This window comes from Sphingorhabdus sp., from assembly GCF_044239005.1.
Taxonomy (GTDB): Bacteria; Pseudomonadota; Alphaproteobacteria; order Sphingomonadales; family Sphingomonadaceae; genus Sphingorhabdus_B.
In genome coordinates this window covers 1-15,837 of the sequence record NZ_JBIICH010000043.1, presented here as the reverse complement: position 1 = coordinate 15,837, position 15,837 = coordinate 1, and the positions used below count along the sequence as shown (strand labels likewise).

At 57.2% G+C, this 15,837-nt stretch carries 11 protein-coding genes and 1 pseudogene; 10 read left to right on the top strand and 2 right to left on the bottom strand.

The window, feature by feature from the left end; genetic code table 11:
- From ACILQA_RS05160 to ACILQA_RS05150, 3 genes are all read left to right on the top strand, one after another.
- The coding region (locus tag ACILQA_RS05160; RefSeq protein ID WP_395628724.1) for a CoA transferase at nt 1-348 on the top strand (348 nt) is incomplete at its 5' end.
- A gap of 2 nt (nt 349-350) precedes the next feature.
- Nucleotides 351-1,565 (top strand): acetyl-CoA C-acetyltransferase, encoded by a 1,215-nt coding sequence (locus tag ACILQA_RS05155; RefSeq protein WP_395628723.1) that lies wholly within the window; start codon nt 351-353, stop codon nt 1,563-1,565.
- Nucleotides 1,566-1,579: 14 nt separating this feature from the next.
- The gene (locus ACILQA_RS05150) at nt 1,580-3,775 is read left to right on the top strand and encodes a 3-hydroxyacyl-CoA dehydrogenase NAD-binding domain-containing protein (RefSeq protein WP_395628722.1); all 2,196 of its coding nucleotides are present in this window, start codon (nt 1,580-1,582) and stop codon (nt 3,773-3,775) included.
- A 68-nt stretch (nt 3,776-3,843) separates the two neighbouring features.
- Here the strand turns inward: ACILQA_RS05150 and ACILQA_RS05145 are convergent, their stop codons facing one another.
- Nucleotides 3,844-6,468 carry a TonB-dependent receptor gene (locus tag ACILQA_RS05145; RefSeq protein WP_395628721.1) on the bottom strand — a complete coding sequence of 875 codons (2,625 nt, stop codon included), beginning with the start codon at nt 6,466-6,468 and terminating at the stop codon, nt 3,844-3,846.
- A gap of 212 nt (nt 6,469-6,680) precedes the next feature.
- On the opposite strand from ACILQA_RS05145, the gene ACILQA_RS05140 reads away from it, so the two are divergent.
- From ACILQA_RS05140 to pgl, 7 genes are all read left to right on the top strand, one after another.
- Complete coding sequence (locus ACILQA_RS05140; RefSeq protein ID WP_395628720.1) at nt 6,681-8,882, top strand: thiamine pyrophosphate-dependent enzyme; 2,202 nt, start codon at nt 6,681-6,683, stop codon at nt 8,880-8,882.
- Nucleotides 8,879-9,913: an ACP S-malonyltransferase gene (locus ACILQA_RS05135; RefSeq protein ID WP_395628719.1), complete on the top strand. Its 1,035-nt coding sequence runs from the start codon at nt 8,879-8,881 to the stop codon at nt 9,911-9,913. Before ACILQA_RS05140 ends, ACILQA_RS05135 begins: the two co-directional genes overlap by 4 nt.
- 101 nt (nt 9,914-10,014) lie before the next feature.
- On the top strand, nt 10,015-11,460 hold the full coding sequence (zwf, locus tag ACILQA_RS05130; protein ID WP_395628718.1) for a glucose-6-phosphate dehydrogenase: 1,446 nt from the start codon (nt 10,015-10,017) through the stop codon (nt 11,458-11,460).
- Nucleotides 11,453-13,276, top strand: a complete 1,824-nt coding sequence (gene edd, locus ACILQA_RS05125; protein ID WP_395628717.1) for a phosphogluconate dehydratase — start codon at nt 11,453-11,455, stop codon at nt 13,274-13,276. The genes zwf and edd overlap by 8 nt, the downstream gene beginning before the upstream one ends.
- Nucleotides 13,273-14,253, top strand: coding sequence for a glucokinase (gene glk, locus ACILQA_RS05120; RefSeq protein ID WP_395628716.1), 981 nt, complete (start codon nt 13,273-13,275; stop codon nt 14,251-14,253). Before edd ends, glk begins: the two co-directional genes overlap by 4 nt.
- Nucleotides 14,254-14,256: 3 nt before the next feature.
- Nucleotides 14,257-14,871 (top strand): bifunctional 4-hydroxy-2-oxoglutarate aldolase/2-dehydro-3-deoxy-phosphogluconate aldolase, encoded by a 615-nt coding sequence (gene eda, locus ACILQA_RS05115; protein ID WP_395628715.1) that lies wholly within the window; start codon nt 14,257-14,259, stop codon nt 14,869-14,871.
- Nucleotides 14,872-14,887: 16 nt separating this feature from the next.
- Nucleotides 14,888-15,595 (top strand): 6-phosphogluconolactonase, encoded by a 708-nt coding sequence (gene pgl / locus ACILQA_RS05110; protein WP_395628714.1) that lies wholly within the window; start codon nt 14,888-14,890, stop codon nt 15,593-15,595.
- On the opposite strand, the pseudogene ACILQA_RS05105 reads toward pgl, so the two are convergent.
- A pseudogene (locus ACILQA_RS05105) lies at nt 15,529-15,837 on the bottom strand (hypothetical protein); the annotation flags it as partial. The gene pgl and the pseudogene ACILQA_RS05105 overlap by 67 nt on opposite strands.

Below are 15,837 nucleotides of genomic sequence, written 5' to 3'. Positions count from 1 at the left end.
GCCGCATTCGCGAAGCAGCATGAAATGCTGGAGGATGTGTTCGCCACCAAGACGCGTGATGCTTGGGAAGCGATTTTTGCCGGCACCGACGCATGCGTAACGCCGGTGCTCGACTATGTTGAGGCGGCGTCACATCCTGTAAATGCCGAACGCCACGCGGTTGTCACCGATGGGCGTTGGCTGCACCCTCAAGTCGCGCCGCGTCTTGCAACGCAGCCTTTGCCAACCCATTTTGATATCGCAACAAAAGGTGCAGATTACGCCGCCATATTGGCCGAAGCGGGACTCAGCGCCGATGACATCTCCCAACTGATCGCGGCAGGCGCCGTGGTCGCAAATAAGGACTGAATATGACCGAAGCCTATATTTATGATGCGGTGCGTAGCCCGCGTGGCAAGGGGCGGCCGGATGGCGCGCTGCATGAAATAACGTCCGTCGACCTCGCGGCGCAGGTTCTGGCGGCTATTCGCGACCGCAATGGCCTGTCGGGTGAAGAGATTGAAGATGTGGCCTTTGGTTGCGTATCGCCAGTGGGCGAGCAAGGCGCAGTTATCACCCGTACCGCCGTTCTGGCTGCGGGCTATCCGTACACAACGTCGGGTATTCAGGTGAACCGTTTCTGCGGATCGGGCTTGGAAGCGTCGAACATCGCTGCGGCCAAAGTGAAGTCGGGCGAATGCGATCTGGCTGTCGGCGGCGGCATTGAATCGATGAGCCGCGTGCCCATGGGTTCGGACGGCGGCGCGTGGCCCATCGACCCGCGCTCGGCAATTGCCAATTATTTCATCCCGCAGGGCATTTCTGCAGACCTTATCGCCACCAGATATGGCTATAGCCGTGATGATGTTGACGCTTATGCGGTCGAAAGCCAAAAGCGGGCTGGCCGGGCATGGGCTGAAAAGCGTTTCGCGCGTTCGATCCTGCCGATCCGGGATGTCATTGGCGAAGTTGTCCTCGACCATGACGAATTGATGCGTCCGGAAACGGATATGCAGTCATTGGGCGCGTTGGCCCCTGCATTCCAGATGATGGGCACCATGATGCCCGGCTTTGATGACATCGCCATCATGCGCTATCCCGACGTCGAAAAGATCAACCATGTCCACCATGCCGGCAACAGCTCGGGCATCGTCGACGGTTCGGCTGCTGTGCTGATTGGCACGAAAGAAGCTGGCGAGAAATATGGCCTGAAGGCGCGTGCGCGTATCGTATCGATGGCCTCCATCGGTTCCGAACCCGCCATCATGCTCACTGGTCCCGAATTCGCCGCGCAAAAGGCGCTGGCGCGCGCCGGAATGGACAAGAGCGACATTGATGTGTGGGAATTGAACGAAGCCTTTGCCTCGGTCGTTCTGCGCTTCATGGAAGCGATGAACGTTGACCATAGCGACATCAACGTCAACGGTGGTGCCATTGCCATGGGACATCCGCTTGGCGCGACAGGTGCCATGATCCTTGGCACCGTGCTGGATGAGCTGGAACGTTCCGGCAAGTCGACTGCGCTCACCACGCTGTGCATTGGTGCCGGAATGGGCACTGCAACCATCATCGAACGCGTGAATTGATCGGGAACGAAAACATGACTTACACAACTTTCTCCGTCGATATCGACGCCGATGGCATTGCGCTTCTGACGATCGACCTTCCGGATGCATCCATGAACGTTTGGAATGGCGCGTTGATCGAAGAATTCGGCAAATGGGTTGACGATTTCACCACGAACGAAGCCGTCAAGGGCGCGGTCATTACATCGGGCAAGAAATCCGGTTTCCTGGCCGGTGCTGACTTGACCATGCTGGGCGGCGCAAAGGCGAGCAGCACCAAAGAAGCGTTCGACCAGGCTTTCGCTTTGAATGCGTTGCTGCGCAAAATGGAATCCGGCGGTCAATCCGCCAAGGACCTGAGCAGCGGTAAGGCATCGGCAAAGCCAGTCGCCTGCGCGCTGAATGGTCTGGCGCTGGGCGGCGGTTTGGAACTCGCGCTTGCGTGCCATTACCGCGTCGTTGCGGACAATCCAAAAATCCAGCTCGGCATGCCCGAAGTGATGGTTGGCCTGTTGCCCGGTGGCGGCGGAACACAGCGGACGCCACGCCTCATTGGCCTGCAGAACGCAGCGATGATGATTATTCAAGGCAAGTCGCTCGACCCGGCAACGGCGAAGGCACAAGGACTGGTGCACGACGTTGCGCCGGCTGCTGATGTGATTGCCAATGCCAAAGCTTGGGTAAAGGCCAATCCGAAGGCGACGGCGCCTTGGGACAAGAAGGATTTCAAATTCCCCGGCGGTGCAGGCGCGATGGACCCACGTGCGGTTCAGCTGTTCGTTGGCCTGAACGCGATGGCGCATAAGGAGAGCAAAGGCAATTTTGACGCCATCAAGGCCATTTTGTCGTGTCTGTATGAAGGTTCGATCCTGCCGTTCGACACCGCGCTGCGTGTGGAATCCAAATATTTCACGAAACTCCTTTCGGGCAGCCAAGCGAAGAACATGATCCGCACCTTGTTCATCAACAAACAGGCTGCTGAAAAGGGCGCTGGCCGCCCCGCAGGTGTCCCTGCGGTTGAGATTAAAAAGGTTGGCGTATTGGGCGGTGGCCTGATGGGGTCGGGTATCACGCACGTTACCGTCAAGGGCGGCATGGAAGTCGTCGTGCTCGACCGCAGCCTTGAAGATGCCAATAAGGCGGTGGATTATAGCCGCAAGATCATCGACAAGGCCGTCAGCCGTGGCAAGATGACCAAGGAAGCGGGCGACGCGTTCATGGCGCGGATTACGCCGACAGACAATTATGACGATCTGAAAGATGTCGACCTTATCATCGAAGCCGTGTTTGAACGGCCCGATGTAAAGGCAGATGTCATTAAGAAGGCAGAAGCGGTGATTGGTCCCGATGTTGTGTTCGCGTCGAATACGTCGACATTGCCGATTACGGGTCTTGCGAAGAATTCGTCACGTCCGGAACTGTTTGTCGGGCTGCACTTCTTCTCGCCGGTTGAAAAAATGCCGTTGCTGGAAATCATTCCCGGTGAACTGACGGGCGAGCGGGCGATGGCTGCGGCGTTTGATTATAACGCAAAGATCAAGAAGACCCCGATCGTCGTCAAGGACGTTCGCGGCTTCTTCACCAACCGCGTATTCCCGCCTTATATGGGTGAGGCGATGAAGCTGGTGACCGAAGGCGTAAAACCTGCGCTCATCGAAAATGCCGCCAAGTCGCTTGGCATGCCGATTGGCCCGCTGGCGTTGCTTGACGAGACGACATTGCAGCTTGGCTATGACGTGATGCAATCGACCAAGAAGGAATTGGGCGACGCGTATCAACCAAGCGGCACCGAAGACTTCATGGAATTGATGGTCGTCAAATTGGGCCGTAAGGGCCGTCGTTTCGGCTCCGGCTTCTATGACTATGACGAAAAAGGTGAGCGCAAGACTTTGTGGCAGGGCATGGCTGAGCATTATCCGCTCGCTGAAGACCAGCCATCTGTCGAAGAAGTGAAACAGCGCCTGCTGTACATCCAGTTGATTGCCACAGCGCAATGCTTTGAAGAAGAGGTCGTCCGCGATCCACAGAGCGCTGATCTTGGGGCAATCTTCGGCTGGGGCTTTGCGCCGTACACCGGTGGTCCGATGAGCTATATCGACACGGTTGGCCTGGAGAACTTCGTTCGCACCGCCGACAATTTGGCACAGCGATTTGGCAATCGTTTTGCGCCACCCAAAAGCTTCCGCGACATGGCGGACAAGGGCGAGACGCTGTATAAAGCTGCGGCATAAAAACCCGCAAGCAAGACACAAAAAGGGCGACCTCCGCGGAGGCCGCCCTTTTTGTTTGTGCCGTTGGTTTAGAACTTGGCGCGGACGGTCAGGCCGTACATGCGTGGTTCTTCAACGAAACCGATCAACGAGCGCGTACCAGCACCGCCACGAAGTGGGGTGTTGGCGGTGATGCCGCGGGTGATTTCGTTGTTCAGGTTCGTACCCCAAATCTCGAACGTGTAACGCTCATCTGGCGTGGTCAGGCCGATGCGTGCGTTGATCTTGTAGTAGTTTGCCTGCCGAGCCATTGGCACGGGCAGACCGTTCGTATCGGTGTCGATTGTCCGGGTCGTGCGGCTATCGGAATAGTTCACGTTACCGTTAACCAGGATGCTCCAACCCGAGTCATTCAAAGGACCATCATACGTCAAACCGACTACGCCCGCAAATTTAGGCGCGTTCGTCAGGTCCTGACCACAAAGTCGCAATGTGGATGGGAGGGCTGCCACGGCTACACCATCCGCGCAGTTGCTGGGATAGCGGGCATTGGCATATGTTGCCGATGCATTGGCCGAGATATTGTCGCTCAGCTTACCAAACAACTCAAGCTCAGCACCTGTCGACCGCGCCGAATTGACGTTGAAGGTCAGGAACTGGACGCCCGTGAATTCAAGCACCTGGAAGTCGCTCATTTTCATGTCGAACAAGGCCAGGTTGGCTTTGATGGCACCAAATAATGTTGCCTTTACACCCACTTCGATTTGGTTGACCTTTTCGGATTTGAAGCTTGGATCAGCATAAACCGGTGCAACAACAGTTCCCGTTGCCAAACCGGCAAGAATGGCTCCCGAGTTTTGCAAGGTTGCGGATTGTGGATCGAGGTTGAAACCACCCGATTTGAAACCATGGCTGTAACCGGCGTAGAGCAACAGATCTTCGTTCGCTTTATATCCGAGCTGCGCCGTATAGGTGATCTCGTCGTCCTTGAACTCTTGCGACCATACACGCGGCAACGGAAGCTTGGCGCTCGCAAGGCCGCCGCCGATGGCTGCAGGCGCAGTCAGGGCAACCGACGTTGCAAACGGGAAGCAGTTGATACCAATCATACCCGCACGTGCGGGGGCAGGTACGGCGCCGGTCAAAACACCGTTCACGCTGGCTTGGCACGCGCTGGCGCCTGCACCGGTCGTTCCAGCAAGCTGGTTGAACGATGCGTCCTTGGTTTCATTTACGTAACGGGCACCGACCGTCAAACTCAGTTTATCGGTGAAGTTAAGAACGTTATGCGTGAATACCGACCAGCTGCTCGCATCCTGGTTAAACCGGTTTTCGGCATAGTTGCCATTGGCATTGACCGGAACGCCGGCATTGCCGAACGCGGTTAACGTAAACAATGGGTTTGAACCAAAACCAGTTGGCGGACCTACCGACGTGGCCGGACCGAAGTTAAACGCGCTCCCAGTCTTCTGGAAATCGGCGTTCAGCGTCATCGTCTGATCAGCGCGGATTTTCTCGCTCGAGTAGAAACCACCAATCAACCAGTCGAGACCATCGTTGAAAGCGGTGCCTTGCAAGCGCAGTTCTTGGGTGAAGGTCTTGATATGGTCACCCGATGGCAAAATGCCGGGGCGTGATGTCGGTGCGCCATTACCCACTGTGTAGGTGTCGTTGGAGGTGAAGCCACCGACTGTTGTCGAGCTTGAATCGAACTTGCGATATGCGGTAACCGAGGTCAGCTTTGCTGGGCCAAGGTCCCATTTCACTTCTGCCGAAGTACCCCATTGTTTGGAGCCGTTCAGATAAGGTCCGCCGTTGATCGATAGATTCTTCAGCGCGCTCATTCCGGACTGGTCTACGCCATCGCTCGCCAAACCGTTAGCGGCAAAGAAAGGCGCAAGTTCGGTTTCACGAACGATAACCGCTTCGCAGCATTGTTCGTCGGTCTTGGCATAATCGGCCAAAATACGGATGCTCACATCTGCATTTGGTTCGATGTACAATTGTCCGCGCAGCATGTAACGATCACGGTTGTTGCTCTCTACGCCCGATGGCGTTTTGAGATAGCCGTCACGCTTGCGCCATGTGCCGGATACCCGGAGGCCCGCCACGTCAGTGGTGATAGGCACGCTGACGCCAGCTTGAAGGTTCATGAAATTGTAATTGCCGTAACTCGCATTTGCGAAACCTTCGACTTCAGAAAGGCTTGGACGCTTTGTCGAGACGTTTAGCGCGCCGGCCGACGTGTTGCGGCCAAACAGTGTGCCTTGAGGACCACGCAAAATTTCAAGGCGTTCAAGGTCGACAAGGTCACCCAGTGCAACGCCTGGACGTGACTGATATACACCGTCGATGAATACGCCAACCGAGCTTTCAAGGCCGGTGTTGTTGCCGGTCGTGCCGACGCCGCGGACCTTGATCGAGGTGCCTTGGGTTTCGGTCTGCGAAGATTGGATGTTGATGCTTGGCGAAATCGACGCCAGATTTTTGATGTCGTTGACGCCCTGACGCTCCAGCGCCTCTGGCGCGACGGCGGTCACGGCAAGCGGAATGTCTTGCACATCCATCGCGCGCAACGTTGCAGTAACGATAATGGGTTCATCACCACTATCTTCTTCGGCTTGGGCGGTTTGGGCGTAAGCCGCAGGCACTAACATCGCGCTGCAGATGGTGCTGCACAAAGCAGCCGTGATTACACGATTAAATCGACGCATTATACTCTCTCCTCCTATTCAACCGACACCCTTGTGGCATTTGCTGCTCACTTCTGGATGTCAGTTTTGACACACCCGCCGTCTGGGTTGGACCGGCAAGCAAGCTCTCACTCAACCTCCATCCTATCGCCGAATTTTAACAAATCCAGCAATTTAATCGGGCAGTTGAAATTTATACTTTACAGTGGCTTTTGTGCCCTTTGGCGCTAATTATGCGGTCTATGTTTGACCGTCCTACGATATTAGACGCGGCTTTTCTGCGGCGTGTTGCTGCCCATGACTTTCCCGCTCCGCGTTCGAAAGGTGCGGCCGAAGTAGCAGCGCCCCATCTGCTGGTGGATTTGTTTGATACGCAAACCATGAACCGTCACCTCGATCTTTGGGCGCGCCGGTCAAAGGGTAAGACATTTTATTCCATTGGCAGTTCGGGGCATGAAGGCACTGCGGCGATGGCCGCGGCCACGCGCGCGACCGACATGGCGTTTTTGCATTACCGCGATGGCGCGTTTCTGATTCAGCGCAAAAAGCAGGTGGGCGGTCTGACACCATTATATGACATGGCGTTGTCCTTCGCAGCGTCGGCAGACGATCCGATTTCCGGTGGGCGGCACAAGGTTCTGGGATGTGCGCACACCTTTGTCCCGCCGCAGACCAGCACCATTGCCTCGCATTTGCCAAAAGCCGTCGGCGCCGCGCATTCTTTGGGGCTGGCACGGCGCCTGCAACTCGATGACGCGGTCCTCCCGCATGATTCCATCATTTTATGTTCCTTTGGCGATGCATCGGCCAACCACTCTACGTCGCAGGGCGCGTTCAACGCCGCCTGCTGGGCTGCGTATCAGCATTTGCCTATGCCCATCGTTTTCCTGTGTGAGGATAATGGCATTGGCATTTCGGTGCGGACGCCCGGTGGATGGATAGCGGCCAACTTCGCGCATCGCCCTGCATTGAAATATATTGCCTGCGACGGGGCGGACCTGAATGATGCTTTGCGTGGTTGCCACGAAGCCGTTGCATATGCGCGTGCGCGGCGCAGGCCTGTATTTCTGCACATGCAGACGGTGCGCCTCATGGGGCATGCGGGGGCCGATGTTGAATTGAGCTATGCACCGATTGCGCAGATCGAAGCCGCAGAAGCGCAAGATCCATTGCTGCACAGCGCGCGCATTTTGCATGAACAAGCGGGCATGTCTGGCGCGGAGATTGTTGCGCGCTACGAAGACATGCGCGCACGGGTGGACCGCGTTGCCTTGGATGCGCTCGCCAAGCCACGGCTCGTCACCGCGCAAGAGGTGATGGCATCCATCCTACCAGAGGAAGGCGCCAAGCCATCACCGCCATTACCCGATATGGCCGCACGCGAGGCCCTTTTCGCCAAAGATGCGCGCAACCTCTCTAAACCGGTCACTTTGGCCAAGAGCATCAACTTCGCCTTGGCGGACATCATGCTGCAATATCCCAATGTCGCGGTGTTCGGCGAGGATGTCGCGCGCAAAGGCGGCGTCTATGGCGTGACACAGGGGCTGCAGGAAAAATTTGGCGCAGCGCGTGTGTTTGATACGTTGTTGGACGAACAGACCATCCTTGGGCTCGCCATCGGCATGGGGCATAATGGCTTTGTTCCCATCCCCGAAATCCAGTTTTTGGCCTATCTGCATAATGCAGAGGACCAGATCCGGGGCGAAGCGGCGACCTTGTCCTTCTTTTCAAACCGCCAATATCGCAACCCTATGGTCGTGCGTATCGCTGGCTTGCCCTATCAAAAGGGCTTTGGTGGGCATTTCCACAATGACAACAGCATCGCTGTCCTCACCGACATTCCCGGCATCATTGTCGCATGTCCGTCCAACGCCGCCGACGCGCCCGCTATGCTGCGTGAATGCGTCCGGCTGGCGCATGAGGATGGCCGTGTTGTGATCTTCCTTGAACCCATTGCGCTGTATCACACAACTGACCTTCATGGCGCGGATGATGGCGCGTGGTCTGCGGAATATACAGCGCAGACGGATGGGCGTGACATTGGCTTTGGCGCGCTTGGGCAATTTGGCAATGGCACTGAGCTTGCGATTATAACCTATGGAAATGGTTATTATTTATCGCGTCAGGCTGCGCCCGAATTGGAAGCGTTGGGCATCAAGCTACGCATCATTGACCTGCGTTGGTTGCATCCGTTGAATGCGGACGCAATTGTGGCTGCGGTGGCCGATTGTTCGAATATCCTGATTGTTGACGAAAGCCGCCGATCGGGAAGCTTGAGTGAAAAGCTGATGACTATATTGACGGAGGCTAGTCGCGGAAACGCCGTTAGCCGGATTACCGCCGAAGATTGCTTCATCCCGCTTGGACCCGCGGCCGAGCTGGTGTTGCCAAGCAAGCAATCGATCGTGGAAGCCGCCAAGGCAGCGGTCGCATGAAGAAGCGCGCATTGGTCGTTTGCCCCGGACGCGGCACCTATAACGCGTCCGAGCTTGGATATCTGCAGAAGCACCATGCGGCGCGCGCCGATGTGGTCGGCATTGTCGATGCGGTCCGGGCGGAAAAGGGCCAAGCGGCGGTATCAGCGCTCGATAAAGCGGAGAAATACGCGCCATCGGTGCATATGACCGGCGATAATGCATCCCCGCTGATTTACGCATCTGCCCTTGCGGATTTCGCTGCGATTGATCGTGATAAATTTGATATTGTTGCGGTGACGGGCAATTCGATGGGCTGGTATCTCGCACTTGCCTGTGCGGGTATCGTCGATCTGGCGGCGGGTGCGCGGCTTGTGAACAATATGGGCCTGTTGATGCATGAACATGGCACCGGCGGGCAAATCGTTTGGCCGATTGTCGGTGCTGATTGGAACATTGACGAAGAAAAAGTGAACTTTGCGAATGCGTTAGTAAATGAAGCGCAGAATATTTCTGATATAACGATATCAATGTCGATACGGCTCGGCGGGATGGTTGTCTTCGCAGGCGACGAAGCCGGGTTGAAATGGCTGGCCGAAAAACTGCCGAAGGACGACCGCTTCCCATTGCGGCTGATGCACCATGCGGCTTTCCATAGCCCGTTGCTGCAGCATATCGTGCCGATGGCGCGCGCGCAGAATCCTGTGGCGGATTTCGGTTCCGGCAACATTCCGGCAATTGACGGGCAGGGTAAGATTTGGTCGCCGCATGCCTTTAGCGCGGACGCGATCTACGCCTACACGCTTGGCGGGCAATTGACCGAGACATATGATTTTAGCCGCGCAGTGCAGGTTGCTGCCGCAGAATTCGCGCCGGACGTTGTGATTGTTCTTGGGCCCGGAACGACCTTGGGCGCGCCAACGGCACAAGCTTTGATTGCATCTGGTTGGCGCGGCCTTTCCAGCAAAGCAGACTTTCAGGCACGGCAACAGGACGAACCCATATTGATTTCCATGGGTATGGACGAACAGCGCGGCTGGGCATTACGTTAAACGTTGCATACGAATAAGCGCTAGACGCTTGTGTCCTTCAGGATAAAGGGGGACGCGATTGGTAAGGCGACCGACCGGTGCCTTGCATGGAGACGGACAAAATGAGCATGCACAGTTCTACCTTGCTGTTGTTTGGGGCCACGGGCGACCTTTCACGGCGGATGCTGCTGCCGTCCTTATATGCACTGCATGCCGATGGCCTGATTAATCCTGACCTGCGTATTTTCGGCACTGCGCGTAGCGCACTTACCGATGATGCATTCCGCGATATGGCACGCGCGGCATTGTGCGAATTTCTGCCCGATGACCGCAAGGCCGAGGGCCTGATTGACGCATTTCTGCAGAGGCTTTCGTATGTCGCGCTGGATGCCTCCGATCCGCAAGGCTTTGCTGCATTGGCGGACAAGATTGGCGACATATCGGGGGGATTGTCGATTTTCCTCTCCACCGCGCCATCTTTGTTTGAACCAACGATCAAGGGCCTGCACCATGCGGGCCTGTCTGGCGAAAATGTGCGCATCGGTCTTGAAAAGCCATTGGGCAATGATTTGGCGTCATCGCAGCATATTAACGACGCCGTGAACGCGGTTTTCCCGGAAACGCGGACGTTCCGCATCGACCATTATCTGGGCAAAGAAACGGTCCAGAACCTGATGGCGCTTCGTTTTGCGAACATGCTGTTTGAACCGCTGTGGAATGCCAATGCCATTGAGCATGTGCAGATTACCGTGAGCGAGACCGTGGGGCTCGAGGGGCGGGCCGGATTTTATGACGATACCGGCGCGCTGCGGGACATGGTGCAAAACCATATGCTGCAATTGCTCGCGCTGACGGCAATGGAGCCACCGGCAAGTCTGGATGCGACGGCCATACGCGATGAAAAGGTAAAGGTTCTGCGCGCGCTGCGTTCGGTGGTCGAAGGTGACGTCGTGACCGGGCAATACAATGACGGCGCGGTCAACGGCGAAGCGGTCAAAGGCTATGACGCGGATCTCGGCAAGCCATCTGACACCGAAACCTTTGTCGCAATTAAAGCCTATGTCGACAATTGGCGGTGGCAGGGCGTGCCATTTTTCCTGCGCACGGGGAAACGTTTGCCCGAACGCCGCAGCGAAATCGTGATCCAGTTCAAACCCGTCCCCCACAATGTGTTCAAGGACCGTGGCGGTCGGCTGGAGGCAAATACGCTGGTTATCCGGTTGCAGCCGGAGGAATATGTTCGGTTGTTGGTCATGGCGAAAGAACCCGGGCTGGATCGCGGCGGGGTTACTTTACGCGAAGTGCCGCTTGATCTGTCGCTGACCGCCGCCTTTGCCGGATCGCGGCGGCGGATTGCGTATGAACGCCTGCTTCTCGACCTCATAGAAGGCGACCAGACGCTATTTGTCCGCCGTGACGAGGTTGAGGCCCAGTGGAAGTGGATCGATGCCATACGGGCGCTGTGGGACGCGACGGGGTTGAAGCCAAAGGGCTATGGTGCCGGCAGCTGGGGCCCCAATGCGGCGATTGCCCTCACCGAACGTGATGGAGTGACCTGGCATGAGTAAAATGCACGCAACCGTTGAAGCCGTCACCGCGCGGATCATCGAACGGTCAAAGCCCGGACGTCAGGCCTATCTCGACCTGATCGCAAAGCAACGTGATGCAGGCGTTAACCGGCCCGCGTTAAGCTGCGGCAATCTGGCGCATGGCTTTGCCGCGAGCGGTGAGGACAAGCCTGCCATTCGCGGCGGCAAAGCGATGAACATCGGCATTGTCAGTGCCTATAACGACATGCTGTCGGCGCATCAGCCATATGGCCGCTACCCCGAGCAAATGAAAATATTCGCGCGCGAAGTTGGCGCGACGGCGCAGGTCGCAGGCGCGGTGCCCGCGATGTGCGATGGGGTGACGCAGGGTCAGGATTCGATGGAGCTGTCTTTGTTCAGCCGCGATGTCATTGCCATGGCAACCGCGGTTGGCCTGAGCCACGGGATGTTTGAAAGCGTCGCGATGTTGGGCATTTGTGACAAGATCGTCCCCGGCCTTCTGATCGGCGCGTTGCGCTTTGGCCATTTGCCGACCATCCTCGTGCCCGCAGGCCCAATGCCGTCGGGCCTTGCCAACAAAGAAAAACAGCGTGTTCGTCAGCTATATGCAGAGGGCAAGGTTGGCCGCGCCGAATTGCTTGAGGCGGAAGCCGCGTCCTATCATGGCGCTGGCACATGTACCTTTTACGGCACCGCCAATTCCAATCAGATGATGATGGAAGTCATGGGGCTGCATATCCCGGGCGCCGCGTTCATCAACCCGGGGAACAAGCTGCGCACCGAATTGACGCGAGCTGCAGTACATCGGTTGAGCGAAATTGGCTGGGACGGCGATGATTACCGGCCCCTGGGCCTGTGCGTCGATGAAAAAGCCATCGTCAACGCTTGTGTGGGTTTGCTGGCAACAGGCGGATCGACGAACCATGCGCTGCATATTCCGGCCATCGCCCGCGCCGCCGGTATTATTATCGATTGGGAAGATTTGGATCAGCTGTCCGCAGTGGTGCCATTGATCGCCCGCGTGTATCCCAATGGCTCGGGCGATGTGAACCATTTCCATGCCGCAGGCGGAATAGGCTATGTGATCCGCGAACTGATAGACGCAGGGCTTCTCCACCGCGATATCATGACCGTTGCGGGTAAGGATTTGGCGGATTATGGACGTGAGCCCATGTTGGAAGCGGACAAGCTTGTATGGCGCAACGCACCTGCGGTGACCGCCGATGACACAATGCTGCGCCCGCCGTCTGCGCCGTTCAGCCCCGATGGTGGCATGCGTTTGGTGACAGGCAACTTGGGTCGCGCGACGTTCAAGACCAGTGCGGTTGATCCGGCACGCTGGACCATCGAAGCACCGGTGCGGGTATTTCACGAACAAAATGATGTTCTTGCAGCGTTTAAGGCGGGCGAGCTTGATCGCGATGTCATTGTCGTCATTCGTTTTCAGGGGCCTGCCGCCAACGGAATGCCTGAACTGCACAAGCTGACGCCGCCATTGGGTGTGTTGCAAGATAAGGGCTTTAACGTGGCGCTCGTAACCGACGGCCGTATGTCCGGCGCATCGGGCAAAGTGCCCGCGGCTATCCACTTAAGTCCTGAAGCCGCACGTGGCGGGGCAATCGCGAAGCTTCAGGATGGCGATATCGTGCGCCTGTGTGCCACCAACGGTACATTGTCCGTGCTGGTCGACGACCGCGAATGGGCCGGTCGCACGCCAGCCCCGACGCCCGTGGCGCACATGGGAACTGGACGCGAGCTGTTTGCAATGATGCGCGCTACGGCCGATGAAGCGGAAAAGGGCGGGTCAGCCATGCTCGCGGCGGCAGGGCTATGACCGCGATTGTCGCCGTCGATATCGGCGGAACCCACGCACGCTTTGCGCTTTCTGAAGTGGATGCGGGCAAGGTGATTAACCTGGGCGAGGCGGTAACGCTGAAGACAGCAGAGCACGCCAGTTTCCAAACCGCGTGGCAGGAATTTCAGCGGATGAACGGCGCGCCGCTTCCGCGCGCAACAGCCATCGCCATTGCAGGGCTCGTCGATGCTGATGTCATTAAGCTCACCAACAATCCGTGGATCATCCGCCGGTCGATGGTCTGTGAAAAGCTGAATGTCGATAGCTTCGTGATCGTCAATGATTTCGGCGCTGTTGGCCATGCGGTTGCGCAAGCGGGGCCAGAGCATTTTCATCATTTGACGGGCCCTGAGCAGGCGTTTGCACCTGAAGGCACGCTGAGCATCATTGGCCCGGGGACTGGACTTGGCGTCGCACATGTTGCGCGCAGCGGCGGCGCCTATCATGTGCAAGCCACTGAAGGCGGGCATATCGATTTTGCACCGCTCGATGCGATTGAAGATGCCGTTTTGGCGCGCTTGCGCAAACGTTACCGTAGGGTTTCGATTGAACGTGTCGTGTCGGGGCCGGGCTTGGTTGATCTTTACGAAACGCTAGCCGCTATCGAAGGCCGCGCGGTTCAGCAATATGATGACAAGACGCTCTGGCAAATGGGCATGTCCGGTGAGGATAGCCTTGCGGCGGCGGCTGTTGACCGCTTTTGCCTGTCGTTGGGCAGCGTTGCCGGTGACATCACGCTGGCTCAGGGCGGCTTTGCAGGGGTCGTCATCGCAGGCGGCCTAGGGCTGCGTATCAAAGACAGTCTTGTCCGTTCAGGCTTTGCCGAACGTTTCCGCGCCAAAGGCCGTTTTGAAGGATTGATGGCCTCCATCCCCGTTAAACTCATCACCCATCCGCAGCCCGGCCTTTTCGGCGCAGCGGCGGCCTATGCCCAGCAATATATCGAGAAAGAATAGCCAATGTCGCCCGTTGAAAAAATCATGCGCACCGCGCCCGTTATCCCCGTTCTGGTGATTGAAGATGCGGCGTATGCGCGCGCGATTGCTGAGGCATTGGTGGCAGGTGGTTTGCCGGTGTTAGAGGTCACGTTGCGCACGGCCGCGGCATTGGACGCCATTGCCGAAATGAAGAAGGTGCCGGGCGCAATTGTGGGTACAGGCACCGTTGTTGATGTGGCAGGCCTGGACAGCGCAATCGCGGCGGGGGCCGAGTTTATCGTTTCGCCTGGCCTGACCGACAATTTAGGCAAAGCCGCCATCGCCAAAAATATTCCCTTTCTTCCGGGCGTTGCGAGCGCGGGCGATATCATGCGCGGACTTGATCTGGGCCTCACCCATTTCAAATTCTTCCCGGCGGAAGCAAATGGCGGTCTACCTGCGCTGAAATCGCTTATTGGCCCCTTTGGTCAGTGCAAATTCTGCCCAACCGGCGGCATCAAACAGGAAACGGCGGCAGACTGGCTCGCGGTTCCCGAAATTTTATGTGTTGGTGGAAGCTGGCTTGTTGGTAAAGGCGTTCCTGATGTTGCCGCGATAGAATCTGCAGCGCGGGCAGCATCGGCATTACGCAACTAACGGAGACGCAAGGCACATGGCCGAAGAAATTGAATGGTGGGACTTTGACGCAGCAGAAGATTTGATCGACGCTGTTGTCGGCGACGTCAGCTTCATCATCGAAAGTGCACTTGATGCCCGTGGCCAAGCGCTGGTTGCGTTCCCCGGCGGTTCGACACCGAAACCTATTTTGGAAAAGCTGGCACAGGCCAATATCCGCTGGAAAAATGTCACAATCATTCCGACCGACGACCGGTTGGTTCCAGTCGACAATGCGCTGTCGAATGTTGCGATGATTGCGAAGATATTCATTCCGAAAGGCGCGCGCGTTTTGCCGATCACGAGCGATGCGGCGGACTATAAACTGGCCGGAGGGGCAGCAAACGCCCGGCTTGCGGACTTGCATTGGCCACCCGATCTCGTCTGGCTGGGTATGGGTACGGATGGGCATACCGCGTCGATATTCCCGGGACCTGATATGGAAACCGCGCTCGAAGGCGGCAAAGATGTGCGCGCGGTCGGTGTTGCGCCAGACCCGCTCCCGCCCGAAGCTGCGGTCAATCGCGTTACTTTGACCGCATCTGCAATCGGTACCGCGCGTACGGCGATATTGGTAATCAATGGCGCAGAGAAACGTGCCGTGCTTGAGGCCGCGATTGAGCAGGGAAGTAAGTCAGCTTACCCCGTTGGCCGCGTGCTCGACAAGATTGCCGTCCCCGTCGACATATATTGCTTGGATGATTGATTTAAACGCGGCGTAAGCTTGCCAGGCACGGGCGGCGTCGTGTTCAGCCTTTGAAGATATAGGGGCAGGTCGAGCGCACCAGTGTTAACAGGGTTGCGCGCGTCTTTTGGATTGATTGGGCGATCAAACGCAATGCCCACACGGCCGTCTGTTGCCCATGCAATGTGACCGCTGACCCAGCCGATGTTGCGCAGTTTTATCTCCACCGGTTCACCGCGCGGTGCATCTGTCGGGATGTCAGC

Excerpts from the sequence above, each read along its gene's own strand:
- ACILQA_RS05140 (WP_395628720.1), top strand. The coding sequence starts at position 6,681 with ATGCGGTCTATGTTTGACCGTCCTACGATATTAGACGCGGCTTTTCTG.
- ACILQA_RS05155 (WP_395628723.1), top strand. The coding sequence starts at position 351 with ATGACCGAAGCCTATATTTATGATGCGGTGCGTAGCCCGCGTGGCAAG.
- ACILQA_RS05145 (WP_395628721.1), bottom strand. The coding sequence starts at position 6,468 with ATGCGTCGATTTAATCGTGTAATCACGGCTGCTTTGTGCAGCACCATC.
- eda (WP_395628715.1), top strand. The coding sequence starts at position 14,257 with ATGTCGCCCGTTGAAAAAATCATGCGCACCGCGCCCGTTATCCCCGTT.
- ACILQA_RS05135 (WP_395628719.1), top strand. The coding sequence starts at position 8,879 with ATGAAGAAGCGCGCATTGGTCGTTTGCCCCGGACGCGGCACCTATAAC.
- edd (WP_395628717.1), top strand. The coding sequence starts at position 11,453 with ATGAGTAAAATGCACGCAACCGTTGAAGCCGTCACCGCGCGGATCATC.
- pgl (WP_395628714.1), top strand. The coding sequence starts at position 14,888 with ATGGCCGAAGAAATTGAATGGTGGGACTTTGACGCAGCAGAAGATTTG.
- zwf (WP_395628718.1), top strand. The coding sequence starts at position 10,015 with ATGAGCATGCACAGTTCTACCTTGCTGTTGTTTGGGGCCACGGGCGAC.
- glk (WP_395628716.1), top strand. The coding sequence starts at position 13,273 with ATGACCGCGATTGTCGCCGTCGATATCGGCGGAACCCACGCACGCTTT.
- ACILQA_RS05150 (WP_395628722.1), top strand. The coding sequence starts at position 1,580 with ATGACTTACACAACTTTCTCCGTCGATATCGACGCCGATGGCATTGCG.